Source organism: Stenotrophomonas sp. 10L48 (genome assembly GCF_056395105.1).
Genome location: NZ_JBFTIX010000008.1, coordinates 210,386 through 233,386, shown reverse-complemented (window position 1 = coordinate 233,386; position 23,001 = coordinate 210,386). Strand labels below are relative to the sequence as shown.

Annotated in this window: 21 protein-coding genes; 9 read left to right on the top strand and 12 right to left on the bottom strand. The window is 67.0% G+C overall.

Features of this window, described 5'->3' with window-relative positions; translation table 11 throughout:
- Nucleotides 1-132: 132 nt before the first annotated feature.
- Entirely contained in the window at nt 133-855 is a 723-nt protein-coding gene (locus AC1DCU_RS15200) for an NYN domain-containing protein (RefSeq protein WP_442251481.1), read from the top strand.
- Here AC1DCU_RS15200 and purU read toward each other — a convergent pair.
- Nucleotides 848-1,699 carry a formyltetrahydrofolate deformylase gene (purU, locus tag AC1DCU_RS15195; RefSeq protein WP_442251487.1) on the bottom strand — a complete coding sequence of 284 codons (852 nt, stop codon included), beginning with the start codon at nt 1,697-1,699 and terminating at the stop codon, nt 848-850. The two genes, AC1DCU_RS15200 and purU, sit on opposite strands and share 8 nt — an antisense overlap.
- A 113-nt stretch (nt 1,700-1,812) precedes the next feature.
- On the opposite strand from purU, the gene AC1DCU_RS15190 reads away from it, so the two are divergent.
- Complete coding sequence (locus AC1DCU_RS15190) at nt 1,813-2,724, top strand: LysR family transcriptional regulator (protein ID WP_025875767.1); 912 nt, start codon at nt 1,813-1,815, stop codon at nt 2,722-2,724.
- A 3-nt stretch (nt 2,725-2,727) separates the two neighbouring features.
- Here AC1DCU_RS15190 and AC1DCU_RS15185 read toward each other — a convergent pair whose 3' ends face one another.
- The 3 genes from AC1DCU_RS15185 to AC1DCU_RS15175 form a co-directional block, all read right to left on the bottom strand.
- The gene (locus AC1DCU_RS15185) at nt 2,728-3,831 is read right to left on the bottom strand and encodes an NADH:flavin oxidoreductase/NADH oxidase (protein WP_442251482.1); all 1,104 of its coding nucleotides are present in this window, start codon (nt 3,829-3,831) and stop codon (nt 2,728-2,730) included.
- Nucleotides 3,832-3,998: 167 nt separating this feature from the next.
- Nucleotides 3,999-4,805 carry an NAD-dependent protein deacetylase gene (locus AC1DCU_RS15180; protein ID WP_442251483.1) on the bottom strand — a complete coding sequence of 269 codons (807 nt, stop codon included), beginning with the start codon at nt 4,803-4,805 and terminating at the stop codon, nt 3,999-4,001.
- 43 nt (nt 4,806-4,848) lie between these two features.
- On the bottom strand, nt 4,849-5,259 hold the full coding sequence (locus AC1DCU_RS15175) for an acyl-CoA thioesterase (RefSeq protein WP_025875773.1): 411 nt from the start codon (nt 5,257-5,259) through the stop codon (nt 4,849-4,851).
- Between the two features lie 93 nt (nt 5,260-5,352).
- Between AC1DCU_RS15175 and AC1DCU_RS15170 the strand changes: the two genes are divergently transcribed.
- Nucleotides 5,353-5,988 (top strand): LysE family translocator, encoded by a 636-nt coding sequence (locus AC1DCU_RS15170; RefSeq protein WP_442251484.1) that lies wholly within the window; start codon nt 5,353-5,355, stop codon nt 5,986-5,988.
- 144 nt (nt 5,989-6,132) lie between these two features.
- Here the strand turns inward: AC1DCU_RS15170 and AC1DCU_RS15165 are convergent, their stop codons facing one another.
- The 4 genes from AC1DCU_RS15165 to AC1DCU_RS15150 all read right to left on the bottom strand — a co-directional run bounded on the left by AC1DCU_RS15165 (nt 6,133) and on the right by AC1DCU_RS15150 (nt 12,055).
- Nucleotides 6,133-7,152, bottom strand: a complete 1,020-nt coding sequence (locus tag AC1DCU_RS15165; RefSeq protein ID WP_025875781.1) for a ribonucleotide-diphosphate reductase subunit beta — start codon at nt 7,150-7,152, stop codon at nt 6,133-6,135.
- 127 nt (nt 7,153-7,279) lie between these two features.
- Nucleotides 7,280-9,691 (bottom strand): ribonucleoside-diphosphate reductase subunit alpha, encoded by a 2,412-nt coding sequence (locus AC1DCU_RS15160; protein ID WP_099786250.1) that lies wholly within the window; start codon nt 9,689-9,691, stop codon nt 7,280-7,282.
- A gap of 595 nt (nt 9,692-10,286) precedes the next feature.
- Complete coding sequence (gene zapE, locus AC1DCU_RS15155; protein ID WP_442251485.1) at nt 10,287-11,387, bottom strand: cell division protein ZapE; 1,101 nt, start codon at nt 11,385-11,387, stop codon at nt 10,287-10,289.
- Nucleotides 11,384-12,055 carry an alpha/beta hydrolase gene (locus AC1DCU_RS15150; RefSeq protein WP_025875785.1) on the bottom strand — a complete coding sequence of 224 codons (672 nt, stop codon included), beginning with the start codon at nt 12,053-12,055 and terminating at the stop codon, nt 11,384-11,386. The genes zapE and AC1DCU_RS15150 overlap by 4 nt, the downstream gene beginning before the upstream one ends.
- A gap of 43 nt (nt 12,056-12,098) precedes the next feature.
- Here AC1DCU_RS15150 and AC1DCU_RS15145 point away from each other — a divergent pair, with 43 nt between their 5' ends.
- Together AC1DCU_RS15145 and AC1DCU_RS15140 are read left to right on the top strand one after the other, a co-directional pair.
- Nucleotides 12,099-12,956: an EamA family transporter gene (locus tag AC1DCU_RS15145; protein ID WP_313116515.1), complete on the top strand. Its 858-nt coding sequence runs from the start codon at nt 12,099-12,101 to the stop codon at nt 12,954-12,956.
- 177 nt (nt 12,957-13,133) lie between these two features.
- Nucleotides 13,134-13,490: a DUF3011 domain-containing protein gene (locus AC1DCU_RS15140; RefSeq protein WP_051501705.1), complete on the top strand. Its 357-nt coding sequence runs from the start codon at nt 13,134-13,136 to the stop codon at nt 13,488-13,490.
- A 47-nt stretch (nt 13,491-13,537) separates the two neighbouring features.
- On the opposite strand, the gene AC1DCU_RS15135 is transcribed toward AC1DCU_RS15140, so the two are convergent.
- From AC1DCU_RS15135 to AC1DCU_RS15125, 3 genes are all read right to left on the bottom strand, one after another.
- Nucleotides 13,538-14,938, bottom strand: a complete 1,401-nt coding sequence (locus AC1DCU_RS15135) for an ExeM/NucH family extracellular endonuclease (protein WP_478014207.1) — start codon at nt 14,936-14,938, stop codon at nt 13,538-13,540.
- A gap of 110 nt (nt 14,939-15,048) precedes the next feature.
- Nucleotides 15,049-15,567: a c-type cytochrome gene (locus tag AC1DCU_RS15130; RefSeq protein WP_025875793.1), complete on the bottom strand. Its 519-nt coding sequence runs from the start codon at nt 15,565-15,567 to the stop codon at nt 15,049-15,051.
- Between the two features lie 205 nt (nt 15,568-15,772).
- On the bottom strand, nt 15,773-16,381 hold the full coding sequence (locus tag AC1DCU_RS15125; RefSeq protein ID WP_025875794.1) for a TetR/AcrR family transcriptional regulator: 609 nt from the start codon (nt 16,379-16,381) through the stop codon (nt 15,773-15,775).
- Nucleotides 16,382-16,540: 159 nt separating this feature from the next.
- On the opposite strand from AC1DCU_RS15125, the gene AC1DCU_RS15120 reads away from it, so the two are divergent.
- The 3 genes from AC1DCU_RS15120 to AC1DCU_RS15110 are packed head-to-tail and all read left to right on the top strand — an operon-like array spanning nt 16,541 to nt 21,332.
- Nucleotides 16,541-17,704 (top strand): isovaleryl-CoA dehydrogenase, encoded by a 1,164-nt coding sequence (locus AC1DCU_RS15120; protein ID WP_025875795.1) that lies wholly within the window; start codon nt 16,541-16,543, stop codon nt 17,702-17,704.
- A gap of 8 nt (nt 17,705-17,712) precedes the next feature.
- Nucleotides 17,713-19,323, top strand: a complete 1,611-nt coding sequence (locus tag AC1DCU_RS15115; protein WP_032978141.1) for a carboxyl transferase domain-containing protein — start codon at nt 17,713-17,715, stop codon at nt 19,321-19,323.
- Between the two features lie 26 nt (nt 19,324-19,349).
- The gene (locus AC1DCU_RS15110) at nt 19,350-21,332 is read left to right on the top strand and encodes an acetyl-CoA carboxylase biotin carboxylase subunit (protein ID WP_032978138.1); all 1,983 of its coding nucleotides are present in this window, start codon (nt 19,350-19,352) and stop codon (nt 21,330-21,332) included.
- Between the two features lie 45 nt (nt 21,333-21,377).
- On the opposite strand, the gene AC1DCU_RS15105 is transcribed toward AC1DCU_RS15110, so the two are convergent.
- A complete protein-coding gene (locus tag AC1DCU_RS15105) occupies nt 21,378-22,553 on the bottom strand; it encodes a putative peptide maturation dehydrogenase (protein WP_032978135.1) in 1,176 nt (391 codons plus the stop codon).
- Nucleotides 22,554-22,700: 147 nt separating this feature from the next.
- Here AC1DCU_RS15105 and AC1DCU_RS15100 point away from each other — a divergent pair, with 147 nt between their 5' ends.
- Nucleotides 22,701-22,997, top strand: a complete 297-nt coding sequence (locus AC1DCU_RS15100; RefSeq protein WP_025875803.1) for an NHLP-related RiPP peptide — start codon at nt 22,701-22,703, stop codon at nt 22,995-22,997.
- Nucleotides 22,998-23,001: the final 4 nt, after the last annotated feature.

Genomic DNA, 23,001 nt, shown 5'->3' with positions numbered 1-23,001 from the left:
TCTGCCGCTTGTGCGCCCGATTCGCCCCCTGCAGAATCAAGACCATCCAGCCCTCCAAGTACGCCCCCCAACAGATCGCGGGACGGCCGAACCGAGGGCTTTTTCATTGGACGAAGCCAGGAGGGCAACGGTATGCCGACGGCAGTTCTCATTGATGGCGGCTATTTCATCAAACGCTTTCGCCGCATCGAGCCCCACAGCGCCTACAACGCTCAACGCGCCGCCGAGGTCGCTCACCGATGGGCCATCGCCCATCTGAAGCATGCAAGTGGCGAGCAACGCGATCTCTATCGCATCTTCTTCTACGATTGCCCGCCGCTGCGCAAGAAGATGCACAACCCGATTTCGGGGCTGTGCATCGACTACTCGCGATCCGACGAAGCACTGTTCAGATCCAGCCTGCACGAGGCGCTGAAGCAGAAGCGGAAGGTCGCCCTGCGTCTTGGCCACCTCACCGACTTCAGTTCGTGGACGACCGGATCGCGAACCTTCGACGACCTGCTCAAGGGCAAGCGGACCTTCGGCGATCTTCAAGCCGATGAGCTGCAGCCCGATGTGCGACAGAAAGGCGTGGACATGCGCATCGGCATCGACATTTCCTCACTCGCCCTCAAGCGCCAGGTCCGCCAGATCATCCTGATGGCCGGCGATGCCGACTTCGTGCCCGCCGCGAAGCTCGCCCGGCGTGAAGGGGTCGATTTCGTATTGGATCCGATGTGGTCATCCATTCCCAAAGGGCTGATGGAACATATCGATGGCGTGCGCTCCACCTGTCCCAGGACAGTCCAGCAGCAGCAGCGGGCGCATCGTGGGCAATTGCCGGGCTCCATCCCGGGCACTGCCCGCGTTACCTGAACACCACCGTGCGGTGCCCGTTGAGCAGGATGCGGTGCTCCACATGCCGGCGTACCGCCCGCGCCAACACCTGCGATTCGGTATCGCTTCCCAGCCGTACCAGCTCGCGCGGGGTCATCGCGTGGTCCACGCGGGCCACGTCCTGTTCGATGATCGGGCCTTCGTCCAGGTCTTCGGTGACGTAGTGCGCGGTGGCGCCGATGATCTTGACCCCGCGCGCGTGCGCCTGGTGGTACGGCTGCGCGCCCTTGAAGCTGGGCAGGAAGCTGTGATGGATGTTGATCGCCCTGCCCGCCAGCGCACGGCACAGCGTGGGTGAGAGAATCTGCATGTAGCGCGCCAGCACCACCAGGTCGATGCGCTCGCGCTCGACCAGATCGATGATCTGCTGTTCCTGCGCCGCGCGCGTGTCGGCGTTCACCGGCAGGTGGTGGAACGGCACCTGGTAGGACGCTGCCAGTGCTGCGAAGTCGGCATGGTTGGAGGCCACCGCAGCGATGTCCACCTTCAACTGGCCGCTGTGGGCACGGAACAGCAGGTCGTTCAGGCAATGGCCCTGCTTGCTGACCAGCACCAGCAGGCGCGGCCGGCGGCGGCCATCATGCAGCTGCCAGTCCATGCCGAAGTCCGCGGCCAGTGCGGCCATCGCCGCGTGCACGGTGTCCAGCGGCAGGCCCGCATCGCGGTCGAAGTGCACGCGCAGGAAGAAGCGACCGCTCTCCTCGTCGCCGAACTGCTGGGCGTCGAGGATGTTGCAGACGTGGTCGAACAACAGGCCCGACACGCGGTAGACGATGCCGGTACGGTCGGGACAGGAGAGAGTGAGGATGGAATCGGGGCGCATCGCCGGAGTGTAGGGCAGCGCCGCTGCGCGGTGAACGATGGTCACCGATGCAACCGACTGCTTGGGACAGACCCAAGCGATACTTGGCCTTCCGCATGGCAAGCTGGTCGGTCATGAACCTGTTGCAGCTCATCCGCAGCTTCACCCGCACCGCAGAGACCGGCAGCATTGCCGCTGCGGCGCGCACCCTTGGCATCAGCGCCACCGCCGTGGGCCAGAACATCAACCGGCTGGAAGCCCACCTGGGCGTGCGGCTGCTGAACCGCAGCACGCGCCAGCTGGCGCTGAGCGAGGCCGGCACGGTGTATCTGGCGCAGGTGCGGCATATCGAAGCCGACCTGGCGCGCGCGCAGGCGATGGTGACCGCCGGCGACGTGGAGCCGGCCGGGCCCCTGCGCATCGCCAGCAGCAGCGCGTTCGGCCGGCACGTGCTGGCACCGCTGCTGCCCTCATTGCAGCAGCGCTACCCGCAGCTGCAGCTGGAGCTGCGCCTGACCGATCGCGCCGTGCAGCACGGTGCCGAGGCGGTGGATGCCAGCATCCGCATCGGCGCGCAGCTGGAGGACGGGCTGGTGGCACGCCCTCTGGCACGCATCCCGTTCGTGTTCTGCGCCTCGCCGGCGTACCTGCAGGCGCACGGCACGCCGCTGCAACCGGCGCAGCTGGCCGCCCATCGCGGCCTGCTGCATCGCTTTCCCACCGATGGCCGGCCACTGCGCTGGGGCCTGCTGAAGGACGGCGAGCGGGTGGATGCCGCGCTGCCGCCGAGCATGGTCTGCGATGACATCGACGCGCTGGCCGAGCTGGCCGCCGCCGGTGCCGGCATCACCCGGCTGGCGGCGTTCGTGGCCGAGCCCTACCTGCGCGATGGTCGCCTGCAGTGCGTGTTCGGTTGCGGCACCGACTGGCAGCCGGAACCGATGGACGTCTACTTCTGCGTGAGCGACCGCCGCGATTTCACCGCCAAGATCCGCGCGCTGTTCGAGCACCTGCAGGCCGGCCTGCCGCCGGCCTGGCAGGTGTAGTGCTCAGCGCGGGCTGAACACGCCGCGTGCGTCGCGCGGTTCGCAGCGCAGGTACTGCGGTGCCGGCACCACGCTGTCGCCCAGTGCAGCAGCGGCATGCCAAGGCCAGCGCGGGTCGTACAGGATGCCGCGGGCCAGCGCGATGGCATCGGCCTGGTTGTGGCGCAGGATCGATTCGGCCTGCTCCGGCTCGGTGATCATGCCCACCGCGATCACCGGCATGCGCACCTTCTTGGCCTTGATCGCCGCCGCGAACGGCACCTGGTAGCCCGGGCCGACACTGATCTTCTGGCGCTCGTGCAGGCCGCCGCTGGACACATGCAGGAAATTGCAGCCGCGCGCGTCCAGCACCTGTGCCAGCGCCTCGCTCTGCACGATGTCCCACCCCCCCTCGACCCAGTCGCTGGCGGAGATGCGCACGCCTACGGCGACCTTGTCCGACACTGCGGCACGCACCGCGTCGAACACTTCCACCAGCATCCGCAGGCGGTTCGGCAGCGAGCCGCCGTAGCCATCGGTGCGGCGGTTGCTCAGCGGCGACAGGAACTGATGCAGCAGATAACCGTGCGCGGCGTGGATCTCGATCAGCTCGAAGCCCAGGCGCTCGGCGCGCACCGCACTGGCGGCGAAAGCGGCAACGACTTCGGCGATACCGGCCTCGTCCAGTTCCTGCGGTGCCGGATCGGCGGCATGGAACGGCAGCGGCGAGGGGGCCACGGTCGCCCAGCCCCGGGCATCATCGGCCGGCAGCTGGCCACCGCCGTCCCAGGGACGATTCACCGACGCCTTGCGGCCCGCATGGCCCAGCTGCACGCCCAGCGGCATCGGCGACCAGCGGCGCACGCTGGCCAGCATCTGCGCCAGGGCCGCTTCGGTGCCGTCATCCCACAGGCCCAGATCGGCCCAGCTGATGCGGCCGCGCGCTTCGACCGCGGTGGCCTCCAGGATCAGCAGGCCCGCGCCGGACTGCGCCAGGTTGCCCAGATGCATGGCGTGCCAGTCGCTGGCGCGGCCGTCTTCGGCGGAGTACTGGCACATCGGCGCGACGACGATGCGGTTGGACAGGGTCAGGGGGCCGAAGGAGATCGGCGAAAACAGCTGGCTCACGGCAGTGGGGGGTGTACCAAAGGGGGTGCGTATTGCACCGCTGTGCGGCCGATAGATCAACCGTGTGGGTGGATCGCTGTTTCGTGGGGGCGCGTTGTGGGTAGCGCCGGGCCACGCCCGGCGAGCGCACAGCGCGGCAGCCCGTTTCCGCCGGGCATGGCCCGGCGCTACCCGATGACGAACCCGGCCAGCGCCTCGGCGCAGTCGCGCTCGTCCTTGAACTGCAGCAGGTCGTCGGCACGGGTGCGGCCACGGTTCAGCGCGGCCACCGGCAGACCCGCCTTGGCCGCGGCCTGCACGAAGCGGAAGCCGGAATAGACCATCAGCGAGGAACCCACCACCAGTACTGCATCCGCCTGCTGCAGGTGCTCATGCACCGCAGCCACGCGTTCACGCGGCACGTTTTCGCCGAAGAACACTACGTCCGGCTTCAGCAGGCCACCGCAGTGCGGGCAGTCGGGCACCGCAAATGCGGAGAAGTCGGTTTCCAGATCGGCGTCACCGTCGGGCGCGATACCGGCCTGCAGCAATTCCCAGCCGGGGTTGGCCTGCAGCAGCCGCTGCTGGAACGCCTCACGCTCGCTGCGGCGTTCGCAGCCCATGCAGCGCACCAGGTCCAGGCGGCCATGCAGGTCGATCACGTTCTGGCTGCCCGCGCGCTGGTGCAGGCCATCCACGTTCTGGGTCAGCAGCACCTGCAGCTTGCCGCTGTCCTCCAGTGCGGCCAGCGCCTGGTGGGTGCCGTTGGGCCGGGCCTGGCCGAAGCGCGGCCAGCCCAGCAGGCTGCGCGCCCAGTAGCGTTGGCGGGTGGCGGACTCGCCCATGAAGGCCTGGTAGGTCACCGGCGGCGTGCGCTTCCACTGGCCATCGGCATCGCGGTAATCGGGGATGCCCGAGGCGGTGCTGCAGCCGGCGCCGGTCAGCACGAACAGGCGCTGGGCGCGGTCGATGAAGTCGGTGAGCGGCGGGGTCATGGCAGCCAGATGGGGGCGCACCGGCGCCCCCGCAAGCATCGGCTCAGGCCGCCGGCGCGCCGGGCAGCTGCGGCACGGTCACCGGGTGGCCATCGTCGCCCAGGGCGATCATCACGAAGTGGCCACGGGTGCACAGCTTGCGCTCGCCGCTGTGCAGGTCCTCGGCGATCAGCTCCACCTCGACCTTCATCGAGCTGCGGCCGACCTCGACGATGCGGCCGATCGTTTCCACCATCTGGCCGATGCGGATCGGCAGCTTGAAATCGACCTGGTCGCTGCGCGCGGTCACCACGGTGCGGCGCGAATAGCGGGCGGCGGCGAGGAAGGCGGCCTTGTCCATCCATGCCAGGGCCTGGCCACCGAACAGGGTGCCCATGTGGTTGGTGTGGTTGGGAAAGACGATTTCGGCCATGCGCACTTCGGTCGGCGGCACGGTCTCGGGGATGGGGGTCATGGGGGCGGTTCGGGTGTGGGGTGAGACGGATTTTAAGGCAGGTGGTGTGCAGGCGGCGCTACACTTCGGCACCCCCCACTGCGTGAACCCACCATGCCCGCCACGTCCGACCTGCTGGCCTTCGCCCTTGTCTCGCTGGCCATGGTGCTGACGCCCGGGCCGAACATGATCTACGTGATCTCGCGCTCGATCTGCCAGGGCCGCATGGCCGGGCTGATCTCGCTGGGCGGGGTGGCGCTGGGCTTCGTGTTCTACATGCTGTGCGCGGCGCTGGGCATCACCGCGCTGCTGATGACCGTGCCGTTCGCCTACGACGCGCTGCGCATCGGCGGCGCGCTGTACCTGCTGTACCTGGCGTGGCAGGCGCTGAAGCCCGGCGGCCGCTCGCCGTTTGCGGTGCGTGACCTGCCGGTGGACGGCCCACGCAAGCTGTTCGCGATGGGTTTCCTGACCAACGTGCTGAACCCCAAGGTCGCGGTGATGTACCTGTCCCTGCTGCCGCAGTTCCTGCACCCGGACAGCGAGGGCAGCGTGCTGATGCAGTCGCTGGTGCTGGGCTCCACCCAGCTGCTGGTCAGCGTGAGCGTGAACGCGGTGATCGCGATAATGGCCGGCAGCATCGCCGGCTTACTGTCTGCGCGCCCCACCTGGCAGGCGGTGCAACGGTGGTTCATGGGCACGGTGCTGGCCGGCCTGGCCGTGCGCATGGCGGTGGATGGGCGGCGGTAGCGGTAGGCCATGCCCGGCGGAATGCGCACGGCACCATGAATAACCTTCCGCGCTGCGCGCTCGCCAGGCGTGGCCCGGCGCTACCGTAAAAACGAAAAACCCCGGCGTTGGCCGGGGTTTTCGCGACAGACCTGATTGGATCGATCAGAAGTTCATGTCGAAGGCAACTTCGCCCTTCACGCCCACCTGGTAGGCCGAGGCGCGGCGTTCGAAGAAGTTGGTCAGTTCCTGCACGTCCTGCAGTTCCATGAAGCTCAGCGGGTTGCGCACGTTGTACTTGCGCTCCATGCCCAGGCGATGGAAATGGTTGTCGGCGCAGTGCTGCAGGTACTGGCGCATGTCACGGGTGGAGATGCCTGCCACGCCACCGGACAGCACGTCCTCGGCGAACTGCACTTCGCACTCGATGGCCTCGGCCAGCATGTCATAGACATCCTGCTTCATCTTGTCGTCAAACAGGTCCGGCTCTTCCTCGCGGATCACGTCCACGCACTCGAAGGCGAACTCCATGTGCGCGCTTTCGTCGCGGAACACCCAGTTGGTGCCCGAAGCCAGGCCGTTGAGCAGGCCGCGCGAACGGAAGTAGTACACGTAGGCGAAGGCGGCGAAGAAGAACAGGCCTTCGATGCACGCCGCGAAGCAGATCTGGTTGAGCAGGAACTGGCGGCGCTCTTCGCGGGTCTCGATGCGCTTCAGGTCCTGGATCGAATCGATCCACTTGAAGCAGAAATCGGCCTTCTTCTTGATCGAGTCGATGTTCTCCACCGCGGCGAAGGCTTTGACGCGCTCGTCCGGATCCGGCAGATAGTTGTCCAGCAGGGTCAGGTAGAACTGCACGTGCAGCGCTTCTTCATACAGCTGGCGCGACAGGTACATGCGCGCTTCGGGCGCGTTCAAGTGCTGGTACAGGTTCAGCACCAGGTTGTTGGACACGATCGAATCGCCGGTGGCGAAGAAGGCGACCAGGCGGTGGATCAGGTGGCGCTCGCCCGGCGACATCTTGCTGTGCAGGTCGCTGATGTCGATCTGGAAGTTGATCTCTTCCACCGTCCAGGTGTTCTTGATCGCATTCCGGTACATGTCATAGAACTGCGGGTAGCGCATCGGGCGCAGGGTCAGTTCAAAACCGGGATCGAGCAGCATCTGCTTGGGCTTGTCGGCCATGGGTGTTTCCTTGTCTTCTCGGGTCATAACGCCGGGCATGGCCCGGCGCTACCTTGGTATTTCCGTAGTCGGGCAGCAGTGCCGACCAACGGTCGGCACCCACCGCGCGTTAATCCACCGCGCGGTGTTACTGGCAGGCTTCGCAGGCTTCCGGGTTCTCCAGCGAGCAGGCGATGGCCTCCTCCGGGCTGAACACCTTTTCCGGCGCAGCGCTGGCCGTGTGGCTGACAGTGGTCTTGGCGATCTTGGTGGCCGGACGCGAACGCAGGTAGTAGGTGGTCTTGATGCCCTGCTTCCAGGCGTACATGTACATGGAGGACATCGCGCCGATGCTCGGGCTTTCCATGAACAGGTTGAGCGAGGCGGACTGGTCGATGAAGGCACCACGGTCGGCGGCCATGTCGATCAGCGAACGCATCGGCAGTTCCCATGCGGTGCGGTAGACGTGGCGCAGCGTTTCCGGAATCTGGGTGATGGCCTGGATCGAACCGTCGGCCAGCTTGATTGCATCGCGCATTTCCGGGGTCCAGTGGCCCAGCTTCTTCAGCTCGTTCACCAGATAGCGGTTCACCTGCAGGAAGTCACCGGACAGGGTCTCGCGCTTGAACAGATTGGACACCTGCGGTTCCACGCACTCGTAGCAGCCGGCGATGGAGGCGATGGTGGCGGTCGGGGCGATCGCGATCATCAGCGAGTTGCGCAGGCCGTGTTCCTTGATGCGTTCACGCAGGGCATCCCAGCGCGCGGCATCTTCCGGCACCACGTTCCAGGCGTCGAACTGCAGCTCGCCGCTGGCCGCACGGGTGTCGGCGAAGGACGGGTGCTTGCCGCGTTCCTGGGCCAGTTCGACCGAGGTTTCCAGCGCGTGGAAGTAGATGGTCTCGGCAATCTTCTTCGACAGCGCGCGGGCTTCGGCGCCATCGAACGGCAGGCGCTTGCGGAAGAACACGTCCTGCAGGCCCATGCAGCCCAGGCCGACCGGGCGCCAGCGCAGGTTGCCGCGGCGCGCCGATTCGATCGGGTAGAAGTTCAGGTCGATCACGCGGTCCAGCTGGCGCACGGCCAGGCGCACGGTGTCGGCCAGCTTGTCGAAATCGAACTCGCCGTTGCCGTCGAAGTGGTTGCCCAGGTTGATCGAACCCAGGTTGCACACCGCGGTTTCTTCAGCCGAGGTGACTTCCAGGATCTCGGTGCACAGGTTGGACAGGTGGATCACGTTGCCGGCGCGCAGGGTCTGGTTGCTGGCGCGGTTGCACTTGTCCTTGAAGGTCATCCAGCCGTTGCCGGTCTCGGCCAGGGTGCGCATCATCCGCGAGTACAGCTTGCGTGCGGAGATGGTGCGGTTGGCCTTGCCCTGTGCTTCGGCCTGCAGGTAGGCGGCCTCGAAGGCTTCGCCGAACAGGTCGGTGAACTCGGGCACCACGCGCGGATCGAACAGCGACCATTCCTGGTCAGACTCGACACGCTTCATGAACAGGTCCGGGATCCAGTTGGCCAGGTTCAGGTTGTGCGCACGGCGCGATTCGTCGCCGGTGTTGTCACGCAGCTCGAGGAAGTCCTCGATGTCGGCGTGCCAGGTTTCCAGGTACACACAGGCCGCGCCCTTGCGCTTGCCACCCTGGTTCACCGCAGCCACCGACGAATCCATGGTCTTCAGCCACGGCACGATGCCGTTGGAATGGCCGTTGGTCGACTTGATGAGCGAGCCACGCGAACGCACGCGGGTGTAGCTGACGCCGATGCCGCCGGAGAACTTCGACAGCTGGGCGATGTCGCCGTACTTGGAGTAGATAGATTCCAGCGAATCCTGCGGCGAGTCCAGCAGGAAGCACGAGGACAGCTGCTCGTGGGTGGTGCCGGAGTTGAACAGGGTCGGGCTGGACGGCAGGTAGTCCAGGTTGCCCATGCGCTTGTACAGCGCCAGGGTTTCCGGCACATCCTCGCTCAGCGCGCTGGCGATGCGCAGGAAGAACTGCTGCGGGGTCTCGATCACCTTGCGGGTGTGCGGGTGGCGCAGCAGGTAGCGGTCGTACAGGGTACGCAGGCCGAAGTAATCGAAGTTCAGGTCCAGCGAGATGTCGATGGCATCGTTGAGCTTGCGTGCGTTGGTCTGCACGAAGTTCAGCAGGCGGTCGTTGATCAGGCCCACTTCGTGGCCACGACCCACCGACTGCGAGAACGCGTGGATTTCCTGGTTGGACACTTCCTTGGCGATGAAGTTGGCCAGCAGGCGCGCGGCCAGGCGGCCGTATTCGGGTTCTTCGCCGATCAGCAGCGCCGCGGTGCGGATGGACAGTTCGTCCAGCTCCTGGGTGGTGGCGCCGTTGTACAGGCCGGAAATGGTGCGGGTGGCCACGCGCATCGGATCGACGGCGTGCAGGCCCTCGGAGGAACGCTGCACCGCGCGGACGATCTTGTTCAGATCCACCAGCTCGGTCGTGCCATTGCGCTTGGTCACACTCATCGCGTTGGACGTCGGCGGCGACGTCAACAGGAATTCGCTTTCCTTCTCGATGGTGGCGCTGGTCTCGGTGGTCACGGCGTGTGTCCTCTTGGCGTGATGGATGGTGGCTCGGAGCATCGGGTGACGCGGCCCGGGACATGACAGCCCAGGGTGGCAGACCGGTGTCGCAGGAATTGAGACCCTGCGCCTGTGGCTGCCGCTGGCAGTGCTGACCGGTGCCGCTGCGGGCATGGAGGGCGTATCACCGGAGGGTCCGGCGATCCATTCCATGGACCCGGCGGCTTGGGGTCCCCACAACCGACAGCCACAAGATAGTGGGGGTAGTTGGGTCCGTCAACGCCAAATGTAGTGAAATTCGGCAATCCCTTGCGCCGCAAGGATCGTGCCATCGGCGCCCGGTTTGGACGCTTTGGACCTGCTGGAACGGGCTGCGCAGTCAAGCCCGAAACACGTCATCGCGGTGGCAATCAGCGCCCCACCAGCGGAACGATGACAGCTTCACATGACAGGACCACGCAGGCGAGGGACAAGTCTGTGGATAGGTGGTGGGCAGACAGTGGGCAGCCGGTGGACGGGGCAGCATCAGGTAGTGCCGACCGCTGGCCGGCAGCCCATGACCTGCGGAAGCACCAGGCGGATGCCGGCCAGCGGCCGGCATCCGCCCCGGTTGTCACGCCCGGTGCGGGGTACCCAGGTACTCGGCGCTCTGCATTTCGATCAGGCGCGAGGCCGTACGCTCGAACGCGCCCTGCAGCCGGGTACCGGTGTACAGCTCGACCGGCGAGGTGCTGGCGGTGCAGACCAGGTTGACGTGGCGGTCGTACAGTTCGTCGATCAGGTTGACGAAGCGGCGCGCGGCATCCTCGTTCAGGCGATCGAAGGCCGGAATGCCCCCCAGCAGCACGGTGTTGAACTCGTGCGCGATCTCGATGTAGTCCGACGGCCCGCGCGGGCCTTCGCACAGGGCGGCGAAGTCGAACCAGGCAATGCTCTTGCCGCGCGCGCGCACCGGAATCTTGCGGCTCTCGATTTCGATGTTGCCCGCCTTGGCCGGCTGGCCACCGCTCAACTCGCCCCAGCGCGTGGACAGCCAGGTGTCACTGTCGGCGGCCAGCGGCGCGCGGTACACCGGCGAACGGGTCAGCGCGCGCATGCGGTAGTCCTCGGTGCCTTCGGCGTACAGCTCCACGCAGTAGCGCTGCAGCAAGCCGATGGCCGGCATGAAGCTCTCGCGCTGCAGGCCGTTGAGGTACAGGTTTTCCACCGCCGTGTTGGAGGTGGTGACCAGGGTCACGCCCTCGGCGAACATCCGCTCCAGCAGGCGCGCCAGCAGCATGGCATCGCCGATGTCGGTGACGAAGAATTCGTCCAGCACCAGCACGCGCAGGTTGCTGCGCCATTCCTGGGCGATCTTCGCCAGCGGATCGCTCTGGCCCTGGTGCTCGCGCAGGCGCTCATGCACGCTGCGCATGAACCGATGGAAGTGGGTGCGGTACTTCTGCTTGATCGGCAGGCCGTCGTAGAACAGGTCGACCAGGAAGGTCTTGCCGCGGCCGACGCCGCCCCAGAAGTACAGGCCCTTGACCGGCTCGGGCTTCTTCCAGAACGAGGACAGGCGGTCCAGCCAGCCGTCCTCGGCGCTGTCCACCAGGGCCAGATGGATCCGGTCCAGCTCGGCCAGGGCCGCATGCTGGGCCGGGTCGTTCTGCCAATCGCCGCGTTCCACCCCGGCCGCGTAGCGCTGCGTCGGGGTCAGTTCCGCCTCGCTCATGCCGCCGTGCCCAGCCAATGCTTGACGCCGTGGGTGAGCGCGCCGCGCAGGTCGATCAGCTTGCGGTGGAAGAAGTGGCTGGTTTCGGGCATGCGCACCAGTTCATGCGGGGCATCGAGGGTGTCCAGCCACTGGTACACGGCCTGCGGGTCGACGATTTCATCCTGCTCGCCCTGGATCACCAGCCAGCGGGCCGGCGGCGCGATGCCATCGAAGTCCCAACGGCCCGCCGGCGGCGCGATCGAGATCAGCGCTTCGGGCTGCAGCTCGGCGGCAGCCTTCAGCGAAACGAATGCGCCGAAGCTGAAACCGGCCAGCCACAGGCGGTCGTCCGGGCGCTGCTGGCGGACCCAGGCGGTGACGGCCTTGAGGTCCTCCTGCTCGCCCACGCCATGGTCGAATTCACCGGCAGAGCCGCCGACGCTGCGGAAGTTGAAGCGCACCGTGGCAATGCCCAGCTCGCGCAGGGTGGTGGCGGTCATGGTGACCACCTTGTTGTGCAGGGTGCCGCCTTCGGTGGACAGCGGATGGCAGATGATGGCCACGATCGGCTGCACCGGCACATCGGCCTTGGGCAGGTCGACGAGCACTTCCAGCGGGCCAACCGGGCCCTCCAGTGCAATGCAGGCGGTTTCGCCGGGGGCGACGGGGAACGAGGGCGTGTGCATGGCACCATGATAGCGTCCCCCGCCGCTGCCCTGTGCCCGCCCCATGCTCTACCTGTCCCTGGCCGTGATCTGCAGTGTGCTGGTTTCGGTGTTGTTGAAGCTGGCTGGCCGTCGCCAGCTGGACGTTGCGCAGATGGTGACCTGGAACTACCTGGTGGCCGCGACGATGACGGCGGTGGTGCTGCAGCCGCCACTGGAGGCACTGCGCGGACCGCATGCGCCGTGGCTGTCATTGCTGGCGCTGGCGGTGGTGCTGCCCTCGATCTTCCTGGTGCTGGGCCGCGCGGTGGCGGTGGCCGGCATCGTCCGCAGTGATGTGGCGCAGCGGTTGTCGCTGCTGCTGTCGCTGGCGGCGGCGTTCCTGTTCTTTGGCCAGAGCGCCAGCACGTGGAAGCTGGTGGGGCTGGGCCTGGGCCTGCTGGCGATGGTGGCCATCAGCCTGCGTCCGCGCGGCCCGGCAGTGGCCGCTTCCGCCGGCGGCTGGGGCTGGCTGCTGGGTGTGTGGGCCGGGTTCGCGGTGGTCGACGTACTGCTCAAGCAGGTGGCGCTGTCGGGCACGCCGTCGATGGCGGCGGTGCTGGCCAGTTTCAGCGTGGCCTTCGTGCTGATGCTGGCGCTGCAGTTGTGGCGGCATTTCAGTGGGCGCAGCCGCCTGGCCTGGCGCAACCTGGGTGCGGGTGCACTGCTGGGACTGCTCAACGGCGGCAACATTCTTTTCTATGTGCATGCGCACCAGTCGATGCCGGACAGCCCGGCCACCGTGTTCGCCGGCATGAACATCGGCGTGGTGGTGCTGGGTGCGCTGGTTGGCGTATTCGCCTTCGGCGAGCCTATGAGCCGGTGGAACCGCCTCGGACTGGCGCTGGCGGTAGTCGCGATCACCCTGATCGCGCTGGGTTGATGCGCACAGTTCGCGCCGTTGCCGATAGCCGGTGCAGAAGATTCCGATCCTGCTGCGCATTTCGATTGATACGTTGACGCCGCTCACAGTGCAGCTCCGTCGTGATGGGCATCCCGCTGCCTAGACTCGACCGGACCTGCATCTGGAGAGAATGTGATGAAACACGTGTGCGCTCTCATGCTGCTGGCCGCAACCCTGACCGGTTGCAGCAGCATCGGAGGCTATCCCGATTTCAGCGGCGGGATCGGCTATCCATCACATGAACCGGCCTATCCGCGCTATCCCGCCTATCCGCCCCCCGTACAAACCCATCGCGGCGATTCAAGCTCGGAAGTGGTGAGCTGCAGCAGCCGCGACCAGCGTCGCGCGCATTGCCATGTACAGGTCTCACAGAAGGACAGCGTGCACCTGATCAACCGCGAGTCACATGCCTCCTGCCTGCAGGGACGCGACTGGGGCGTGGACCGCGGCACGATCTGGGTCGACAACGGCTGCCGTGCAACCTTCCGCATCGAGCGCTACTACTGGCGATGAGCAGCAGGCCGTCCGGCCGGTCCGCACAGGGCCGGCCGGGCACCCACTCAGCGATCGAAGCCCAGCAGCAGCGGGTCGTGGTCGGAGCTGCGCCACGGGCCCTGCACGTTGCGGCCCTGGTAACCGCTGGCGTCCTGCTCGTCGGCATTGCTGTGCCACTCGGCGGCGCCGGCGAGGCGCTTGGCCATGGTCGGGCTGAGCAGCGCATGATCGAGGCGGCCGGTGTAGCCGTTGTAGACGTAGCTGTAGGGCTGTTCGACCTTGGCCACCTTGAAGGCATCCTGCCAACCGAGGTCGTGCAGGGTGCGGATCGGATCTTCCATGGCGTAGGCATTGAAATCGCCCATCAGCACCACGTCCTTCACCTTCAGGCGCGCGGCTTCGGCCTGCACCCAGGAGTTGAGCTGCCGGGCCGATTCCACGCGGGTGGCGTTCCAGCAGCCCTGCCCGTCATTGCGGTCGGCGTCGGCGCCGCTGGCATCGCGGCAGCCCTTGGACTTGAAGTGGTTGGCAACCACCATGAACGGCGCACCCTTGCCCTGGAAGGCCTGTGCCAGCGGCGCACGGCTGTGTTCGACGAATGGGCCGTCGAGCTTGGTCAGCGGCGTGCCGAGCGGCTTGAATTCGCTCTTGCGGTAGATGATGCCGACGCGGATCGGATTGCTGCCGGGGCCTTGGCCGGCATCGACGAACGCCCACTGTTTGTCTGCGGCGAGGCCGGCATTGAGCGCATCCACCAGTTCGGCGATGGCCGACTGCGGGCCGTAACCGTCGTTCTCCAGTTCCATCAGCGCGGCGATGTCGGCGCCCAGCGCGTTGACGGTGGCGACCAGCTTGCCGACCTGCGCCTTGTGCTCGTCCAGCGTGCGCGCGCCGCGCAGGGTCGGGAACCCACCGCCCTTGCCGTCACCATTGAAGAAATTCTCCAGGTTGAACGCAGCGATGTGCAGGCGGCCGGGCACGCTCGGCACGGCCGGGCGCTGCAGGTCCGGCAGCTTCAGTACACCATCCACCTGCAGGCTGGGCCGGCCCTGCGCGTCCACGCGCACGGTGCCTTCCACGTTGCGCAGCTGCATGCCGGTACGCAGCACCGGGTTGCCCGGCAGGTAGGCGACGCTGGCCGGATCACGCACATCGCTGCCATCGTCCAGCAGCAGGCGGCGGCGCTGGTTGTCGGCCATCACCTGTTCGATCCCGGCACTGCCGGGCGCGGCCACTTCGGTCGGCTGCCACAGGCGGCCATCGAAGGCGACGGTGAGCTGGCCGAAGCGTTCCAGGCCATCGGTGCCGGCCAGGGTGAGCGGCGCGGCGATGCGCACGTGCTGCCCATCCAGTGCACGCCAGTCGGCCGGCGCGGCGGCCAGGGTGACGGTAGCTGGGCTGCGTGGCGCAGGCGCCGAGGTCGGCGCAACCTGTGGCTGGGCCTGGGCGAAAGCGGATGCCGGCATCCCTCATGACCTCTGTGCGATGCGTGGTTGCCGGCCAGCGGCCGGCACTACCAAAGATCATGAGGCTGCCGGCCAGCGGCCGGCACTACCAGCGGACGCGGCGGCGTCCGCTACTTCAGATTGCCCAGCATCCAGTCCACGGTGGCGTGGATCTGCTCCTCGGTGAGCGCCGGGTTGCCGCCCTTGGGCGGCATGATGCCGCCGTCGGGGCCGGTGTAGCCCTCGATGGCGTGCTTGTAGAGGGTGTCCTTGCCCTGCGCCAGGCGCTTGTCCCAGTGCGAGTGGTCCAGCGTCGGCGCCATGCCCACCCCGGTGGTATGGCAGGCGGTGCACAGGTTGTCGAAGATCACCTTGCCATCCTTGGTGCCGCCGTAGGCCACCTGCGAAGCGGCCTTGGCCAGCGCGGCGGCCTTGGCCGCGGCCTGCGCGGCGGCGCCGGTGCTGCCGGCGTATACCGCGCCAGTGGGCGAGATGCGCTGTTCAGTGCGTTTGGCGGCGGTGGGCGACACCTCGGGCGGAATCCGGGTGTGGATGAACGCGGCCAGCAGGATCAGACCGAGGGTGATGGCCATCAACAGCGCGATCACCATGGAGAAGCGTTTCAGGAACTCCAGATCGTAATTCCGCACTCTTCGTTACCCCTGGCTGATAGTCGTTGGACCACGGCTGAGCGACTGCGTGATGGGCCGAGTATAGAACGCACGCCACGCACGACAACAGGCATCACGGCTGGTGCGGCGCAGCATGCGGCCGTGGCCGCGTGCGGGTGGCGCCGGGCCGCGCCCGGCGATCGCGAAGCGCGGCAGAAGCCGCCCGGCACGCGCAACGGCGGCATCACCCTGCGCCAACAGCCCGCAGGCAGAAACTGCAGATGGCCTCGACCAGTGCGTCCTCGTCGCGGTGCGCTTCGCGGCTGGGTGCGGTCGGGCCCACCATCGCTTCGGTGAAGGCACCCACCAGGCAGGCGGCGGCAGCGTGCGCGTCCTGTGCCGGCAGTTCACCGGCCGCCACGCCCTCTTCCACCAGGCGCAGGAACACGTCACCGAAGGCACGGCGGCCGCGCATGCGCTCGGCTTCCACGTCCGGGTCCACCGGTTCGACGATGAAGGCATGGGCCAGGCCCGGGCCGGCCAGGGCACGGCGCACGAAGGCGGTGATGGCCTGGCGCAGGCGCACGCTGGCCGGCTGCGGCGCACTGGCGATGCGCTCCATGATCGCCACCTCATGGGCCACGGCAGCGTTGAGCACTTCCACGAACAGCTCGGCCTTGGACGGGAAGTGGCGGTAGATCAGGCCGGTGGAGACCCCGGCCTGGGTGGCCACGGCGGTTACCGGCGCGTTGCGCCAGCCGCCGGTGGCGACCAGTTCGCGGGTGGCCAGCAGGATCCGTTCACGGGCCCCGGCCAGGCGTTCTTCCATCAATGCTGAGCGTTTGTAGGCCATGTTCTGAGTCTGGTTTCAATTTTTGAATTTGTATTCACTTCTTACCCGAACCCCGCTACGCTGGGGTCCAATCGCCCGCGCGGGCCGCTGCTGTGAACAGCCGCCCGCTTCCCCTTCCGGGTGCGTCCATTCCCCACCTTCCCTCGTGGAGCCATCGCAATGCACGTGCCATCCCTGAACTTCGACCTCGGCGAAGATATCGACCTGCTGCGCCAGAGCGTGGCCCATTTTGCCGCTGCCGAGATCGCGCCGCTCGCGGCCGAGGCCGATGCAACCAACCAGTTCCCGTTGGCACTATGGCCCAAGTTGGGCGAACAGGGCCTGCTGGGCCTGACCGTGGAAGAAGAATACGGCGGCACCGGCATGGGCTACCTGGCCCACGTGGTGGCGATGGAAGAAATCTCCCGCGCCTCCGGCGGCATCGCCCTGTCCTACGGCGCGCACTCGAACCTGTGCGTGAACCAGCTGCGCAAGAACGGCACCGAAGCGCAGAAGCAGCGCTTCCTGCCGGACCTGTGCAGCGGCGCCAAGGTCGGCGCGCTGGCGATGAGCGAACCGGGTGCGGGTTCGGACGTGGTGTCGATGAAGCTGCGCGCGGACAAGCGCGGCGACCGCTACGTGCTCAACGGCAACAAGATGTGGATCACCAACGGCCCCGACGCCGACGTGCTGGTGGTGTACGCCAAGACCGATGTCGAAGCCGGTGCCAAGGGCATCACCGCGTTCCTGGTCGAGAAGGGCATGAAGGGTTTCTCCACCGCGCAGAAGCTGGACAAGCTGGGCATGCGCTCCTCGCCCACCTGCGAACTGGTGTTCCAGGACTGCGAGATTCCCGAAGAAAACGTGCTGGGCGCGGTCGGCGGCGGCGTGCGCGTGCTGATGTCCGGCCTGGACTATGAGCGCGTGGTGCTGTCCGGCGGCCCGCTGGGCCTGATGGCTGCAGCCATGGACGTGGTGATGCCGTACGTGCACGAACGCCACCAGTTCGGTGAGCCGATCGGCAGCTTCCAGCTGATCCAGGCCAAGATCGCCGACATGTACGTAGGCCTGGGTGCCTGCCGCGCCTATGTGTATGCCGTGGCGCGCGCCTGCGACCAGGGCCGTACCACCCGCCAGGATGCGGCCGGCGCGATCCTGTACGCCGCCGAGAAGGCCACGTGGCTGACCGGCCAGGCGATCCAGATCCTCGGCGGCAACGGCTACATCAATGAATACCCGACCGGGCGCTTGTGGCGCGACGCCAAGCTGTATGAAATCGGCGCCGGCACCTCGGAGATCCGCCGCATGCTGATCGGCCGCGAACTGTTCCAGCGCACCCTGTAAGGCACCCCATGAGCATCCTAGGCAGCCAGCTGCAACCGGGCAGCGAAACGTTTGAAAGCAACCGCGCGGCGATGCAGGCCGTAGTCGACGACCTGCACGCCACCCTCGCCCGCACCGCCCTGGGTGGAAGCGAGGCGGCGCGCGCCAAGCACACCGCACGCGGCAAGCTGCTGGTGCGTGACCGCATCGATGCGCTGCTCGACCCGGGCAGCGCGTTCCTGGAGATCGCACCGCTGGCCGCGCACGGCATGTATGACGATGCCGTGCCCGCCGCCGGCGTGGTCGCAGGCATTGGCCGGGTGAGCGGCGTGGAGTGCGTGATCGTGGCCAACGATGCCACGGTCAAGGGCGGCACCTATTACCCGGTGACAGTGAAGAAACACCTGCGCGCGCAGGAGATCGCCGAGCAGAACCACCTGCCGTGCATCTACCTGGTCGATTCCGGTGGCGCCTTCCTGCCGCTGCAGGACGAGGTGTTCCCGGACCGCGACCATTTCGGCCGCATCTTCTACAACCAGGCCAATCTCTCCGCGCAGGGCATCCCGCAGATCGCCTGCGTGATGGGCAGCTGCACCGCCGGTGGCGCCTACGTGCCGGCGATGAGCGACGAGACGGTGATCGTGCGCGAGCAGGGCACCATCTTCCTCGGCGGCCCGCCGCTGGTGAAGGCGGCCACCGGTGAAGTGGTGACGGCCGAAGAACTGGGCGGTGCCGACGTGCACACGCGCATTTCCGGTGTGGCCGACCACATGGCCGACAACGACCTGCAGGCGTTGGCACGGGTGCGCGCGATCATCGCCCAGCTCAACTGGCGCAAGCCCGAAGCGGCGATGGCGCTGCAGCCGGTGGAAGAACCGCTGCTGCCGGCGCACGAACTGTACGGGGTGATCCCGGCTGATACGCGCAAGCCCTACGACGTGCGCGAAGTGATCGCGCGACTGGTCGACGGCTCGCGCTTTGACGAGTTCAAGCCGCGCTATGGCGCAACGCTGGTCACCGGCTTCGCCCATCTGCACGGCTATCCGATCGGCATCATCGCCAACAACGGCATCCTGTTCTCCGAGTCCGCGCTGAAGGGCGCGCACTTCATCGAGCTGTGCACCCAGCGCAACATTCCGCTGGTGTTCCTGCAGAACATCACCGGCTTCATGGTCGGCCGCAAATACGAACAGGGTGGCATCGCCAAGGACGGGGCCAAGCTGGTGATGGCGGTGGCCTGCGCCAAGGTACCCAAGTTCACCGTGGTGATCGGTGGTTCGTTCGGTGCCGGCAACTACGGCATGTGCGGCCGTGCGTACTCGCCCAATTTCCTGTGGATGTGGCCGAACGCACGCATCGGCGTGATGGGCGGCGAACAGGCCGCCAGCGTGCTGGCCACGGTCAAGCGTGATGGCATCGAAGCCAAGGGCGGGCAGTGGCCGGGCGAGGAAGAGGATGCGTTCAAGGCACCGATCCGCGACCAGTTCGAGCAGCAGGGCCACCCGTACTACGCCAGTGCGCGCCTGTGGGACGACGGCGTGATCGATCCGGTCGATACCCGCCGGGTACTGGCCCTGGCCCTGTCGGCCAGCCTCAACGCTCCCCCGCAGCAGACGCGCTTCGGCGTGTTCCGCATGTGACCTGTGCCATGACCGAGTCTGTTGCCATGTTCAGCAAAGTCCTGATCGCCAACCGCGGCGAGATCGCCTGCCGCGTCATCGCCACCTGCCGCCGCCTCGGCATCGCCACCGTGGCGGTGTATTCCGATGCCGACCGCAATGCGCGCCACGTGCGGCTGGCCGACGAAGCCATCCACATCGGCCCGGCGGCCGCGCGCGAGAGCTACCTGCGCAGCGATGCCATCCTCGACGCCGCACGCCGCAGCGGCGCGCAGGCCATCCATCCCGGCTACGGCTTCCTGTCCGAGAACGCCGACTTCGCCGACGCCTGCGTGGCGGCCGGCATCGCCTTCATCGGTCCGCCGGCCAGTGCGATCCGCGCGATGGGCGACAAGAGTGCTGCCAAGGCACTGATGGCCAAGGCCGGCGTGCCGTTGACGCCGGGCTACCACGGCGACCAGCAGGCGCCGGAGTTCCTGCGCGCCCAGGCCGACGGCATCGGCTATCCGGTGCTGATCAAGGCCAGCGCCGGCGGCGGCGGCAAGGGCATGCGCAAGGTCGAGCGCAGCGAGGACTTCGTCGATGCGCTGGCCAGCTGCCAGCGCGAGGCGGCCTCGGCGTTCGGCAACGACCACGTGCTGGTCGAGAAGTATGTCGAGCGCCCGCGCCATATCGAAATCCAGGTATTCGGCGGTGGCCATGGCGAGGCGGTGTATCTGTTCGAGCGCGACTGCTCGGTGCAGCGCCGCCACCAGAAGGTGCTGGAAGAAGCGCCGGCCCCGGGCATGAGCGCCGACCGCCGCGCCGCGATGGGCAAGGCCGCCGTCGATGCCGCGCGCGCAGTGGGCTACGTCGGTGCCGGCACGGTGGAGTTCATCGCCGGCCCGGACGGCGATTTCTACTTCATGGAAATGAACACCCGCCTCCAGGTCGAACACCCGGTCACCGAGTTCATCACCGGTACCGACCTGGTGGAGTGGCAGCTGCGCGTGGCTGCTGGCCAGCCGCTGCCCAAGCGCCAGGACGAACTGGCCATCCACGGCCACGCTCTCGAAGCGCGCCTGTATGCCGAAGATGCCGACCGCGGCTTCCTGCCCTCCACCGGCACCCTGCGCCGCCTGCGCCTGCCGACCCCGTCGGCCAACGTGCGGGTGGACACCGGTGTGGAAGAAGGCGACAGCATCACCCCGTACTACGACCCGATGATCGCCAAGCTGATCGTCTGGGACGTGGACCGCGACGCCGCGCTGCGGCGCATGCGCCAGGCCCTGGCCGACTGCCAGGTGGTGGGCGTGACCACCAATGCCGGTTTCCTGCGGCGCCTGGTGCAGACCGATTCGTTCGCCAACGCCAAGCTGGATACCGCGCTGATCGAGCGCGAGCAGGCCGCACTGGCGGTCACCGGTGACGGTGAGCAGGCGCTGTGGGAACTGGCAGCGATCGCCGCCGTAGCAAGCACACCTGCCGCTGCCGCCGATGCACGCGACCCGCATTCACCGTGGCAGGCACAGGATGGCTGGCGGCTGGGCGTGCCTGCCGCGCGCTCGGTGCCGCTGCAGCAGGCAGAGCGGGCACGCACGCTGAAGGTGTGGACCACTGCCGATGGCTGGCGCGTGCAGTGCGGTGACGCCGCGCCGAAACAGGTGGTCGGCCATGCCGATGGCCAGACCCTGTCGGTGCAGATGGACGAGCGTCGTTGGCGGCTGCAGCTGCAGCGCGACGGCGATCAGCTGTACCTGTTCGCCAGCGATGGCCAGCACCGCTTCACCCTGCACGACCCGGTGGGCGAATCCGAGCAGGCCAGCGCCGATGCCGGCAGCCTGCTGGCACCGATGCCCGGCAGGATCGTCGCAACGCTGGTGGCGGCGGGCACGCAGGTCAAGCGCGGCACGCCGCTGGTGGTGCTGGAAGCGATGAAGATGGAGCACACCCTGCAGGCACCGGCCGATGGCACGGTGAAGGGCTATCGGGCCAAGGCCGGCGACCAGGTGGGCGACGGCGCGGTGCTGGTGGATTTCGAAGCAGCGTGATGGAGGGTGGGCCGGGCGCTGCCCGGCCTACCTGCTGCCACGAGGTCAAGGTTGCGGAGCCGGATTCCCGCGCCAGACCTGCTGCAGCGGGTCGAATTCACTGGTGATCTGGGCGTCCGCGCGCCACCCCAGGCCGCATATCATCACCGGGCTGGCATCGATGCCATCCAGCCCCAGCGCCTTCTCCACGTCGATCTCGTTGATCGCCGCGGTCACATAAGCGGCCAGTCCAAGCTCGGTGGCTGACAGCATCCATTGTTGCGACAGGTGCCCCGCATCAAGCAGCACCGCCCGGTAGGCCTTTGGATGGTGGCGGTATTTCCAGAAGCTGCGTGGGAAGCGTGCCACCTGGATGAGGTGCAGCGGGGCGTCGGCGAACCAGTCCTGCCCGGAAACAAAACCCAGCATCAAGGTGCGCAGGTCGTCGGTGGCAACGGCGACCGGTCGCAACGCGTGTTCCATCGGGTGGTAGTGATAGACGCCCGGCGCAAGACCATCGACAGCCAGGGCGACCACATAGGTTTCCAACGGATGCAGACCGCCGCCGGAAGGAATGTGCTTCTTCAGGAACTCCATGCCATCCCCCGGCCGCAATGCGGCGTGTGCCTGCACGGTACGCTTGAGTACCTGCGCCAACAGCGGCAGCGCCAACGTGCGCTGCGCGTCGAAGTTTCGGCAGGTTGCACGCTTTCGCAGCAGCTCGTCGCGCGCATCGTCAGGTGTATAGGGCAACATCAAGGGGTCGGTACCGGGCGCATCCACTGCGGCGGGCGGTGCACCGAACCTGGCATGCAGATCCTGCGCCGTGACCAGCTTGTGCTCGCGCATCTCACGCGCGCTGTTGATGCCGCCCCAGCGTCCCATCCGGTGCTGCAACGCCGACAGCGGCCACCAGTTGGCGTCGCGCACGCGCTGGTCGCGGTCACGATGCGAAGCCTCACCTGGCTCCTGGCTGATCACCAGACCGATCTCCAGCAGGCGTGCCAGCGCGGCGCCTTCGAGGCCGACCTGTGCAGGCTCCACCCAGCGATCCGGCTCGATGCGGCCCAGCACATCGATTTCCTCGATGCTCACCTCCACGGGTGCGTCCAGATGGGCGGCAAGGGCCTGCCAATGCATGCGCGTTACCAGTCCCGCCTGGCCCTGCAGCAGCAGGGAGAGGTCCAGCGAGACCTCGCTGCGGGGTTCGAACATCACGATAGCGCAACGTCGGATCTGCATCTTTCATCATCCACCAGTGGAAACCGTAGTATGCGGGTTGCCCGCAACGGCCGCGGTACTGTGGAGGCGCTTCTGTGCAATGCACACATCGCCCTAAATGCCGAGCGTTGGTGGCCGATACCGTAAGTTCTACTCTGGATGATCGACATGGCTACCGACCCTCGCCTTTCCGCTGAAGATGCCGGCGTACTGCTGGACAACCTCATCAACGATACAGCCTTCCGCGAACGCTTCGCCGAATCGCCGGCCAAGGCCCTCTCCAGCATCGGTCTGGATGCTGCCTTGGGTGAGAAGGACTGCATGAAGATCGACTCGCTCGCCCCGGTGGAGGAGCTTCGCCGCGTTCGCGACGGCCTGCAGAAACACCTCGCCAGCTCGCTGACCGCGATGAATGTGGTGTTCTGCTTCGAAGCGGGCAAAGTCGACGATTGCATCGGCGGCTGATACC

Excerpts from the sequence above, each read along its gene's own strand:
- AC1DCU_RS15165 (WP_025875781.1), bottom strand. The coding sequence starts at position 7,152 with ATGGCCGACAAGCCCAAGCAGATGCTGCTCGATCCCGGTTTTGAACTG.
- AC1DCU_RS15200 (WP_442251481.1), top strand. The coding sequence starts at position 133 with ATGCCGACGGCAGTTCTCATTGATGGCGGCTATTTCATCAAACGCTTT.
- purU (WP_442251487.1), bottom strand. The coding sequence starts at position 1,699 with ATGCGCCCCGATTCCATCCTCACTCTCTCCTGTCCCGACCGTACCGGC.
- AC1DCU_RS15140 (WP_051501705.1), top strand. The coding sequence starts at position 13,134 with ATGCTGCTGGCCGCAACCCTGACCGGTTGCAGCAGCATCGGAGGCTAT.
- AC1DCU_RS15175 (WP_025875773.1), bottom strand. The coding sequence starts at position 5,259 with ATGACCCCCATCCCCGAGACCGTGCCGCCGACCGAAGTGCGCATGGCC.
- AC1DCU_RS15145 (WP_313116515.1), top strand. The coding sequence starts at position 12,099 with ATGCTCTACCTGTCCCTGGCCGTGATCTGCAGTGTGCTGGTTTCGGTG.
- AC1DCU_RS15125 (WP_025875794.1), bottom strand. The coding sequence starts at position 16,381 with ATGGCCTACAAACGCTCAGCATTGATGGAAGAACGCCTGGCCGGGGCC.
- zapE (WP_442251485.1), bottom strand. The coding sequence starts at position 11,387 with ATGAGCGAGGCGGAACTGACCCCGACGCAGCGCTACGCGGCCGGGGTG.
- AC1DCU_RS15105 (WP_032978135.1), bottom strand. The coding sequence starts at position 22,553 with ATGCAGATCCGACGTTGCGCTATCGTGATGTTCGAACCCCGCAGCGAG.
- AC1DCU_RS15120 (WP_025875795.1), top strand. The coding sequence starts at position 16,541 with ATGCACGTGCCATCCCTGAACTTCGACCTCGGCGAAGATATCGACCTG.
- AC1DCU_RS15180 (WP_442251483.1), bottom strand. The coding sequence starts at position 4,805 with ATGACCCCGCCGCTCACCGACTTCATCGACCGCGCCCAGCGCCTGTTC.
- AC1DCU_RS15115 (WP_032978141.1), top strand. The coding sequence starts at position 17,713 with ATGAGCATCCTAGGCAGCCAGCTGCAACCGGGCAGCGAAACGTTTGAA.
- AC1DCU_RS15110 (WP_032978138.1), top strand. The coding sequence starts at position 19,350 with ATGTTCAGCAAAGTCCTGATCGCCAACCGCGGCGAGATCGCCTGCCGC.
- AC1DCU_RS15170 (WP_442251484.1), top strand. The coding sequence starts at position 5,353 with ATGCCCGCCACGTCCGACCTGCTGGCCTTCGCCCTTGTCTCGCTGGCC.
- AC1DCU_RS15190 (WP_025875767.1), top strand. The coding sequence starts at position 1,813 with ATGAACCTGTTGCAGCTCATCCGCAGCTTCACCCGCACCGCAGAGACC.
- AC1DCU_RS15135 (WP_478014207.1), bottom strand. The coding sequence starts at position 14,938 with ATGCCGGCATCCGCTTTCGCCCAGGCCCAGCCACAGGTTGCGCCGACC.
- AC1DCU_RS15100 (WP_025875803.1), top strand. The coding sequence starts at position 22,701 with ATGGCTACCGACCCTCGCCTTTCCGCTGAAGATGCCGGCGTACTGCTG.
- AC1DCU_RS15150 (WP_025875785.1), bottom strand. The coding sequence starts at position 12,055 with ATGCACACGCCCTCGTTCCCCGTCGCCCCCGGCGAAACCGCCTGCATT.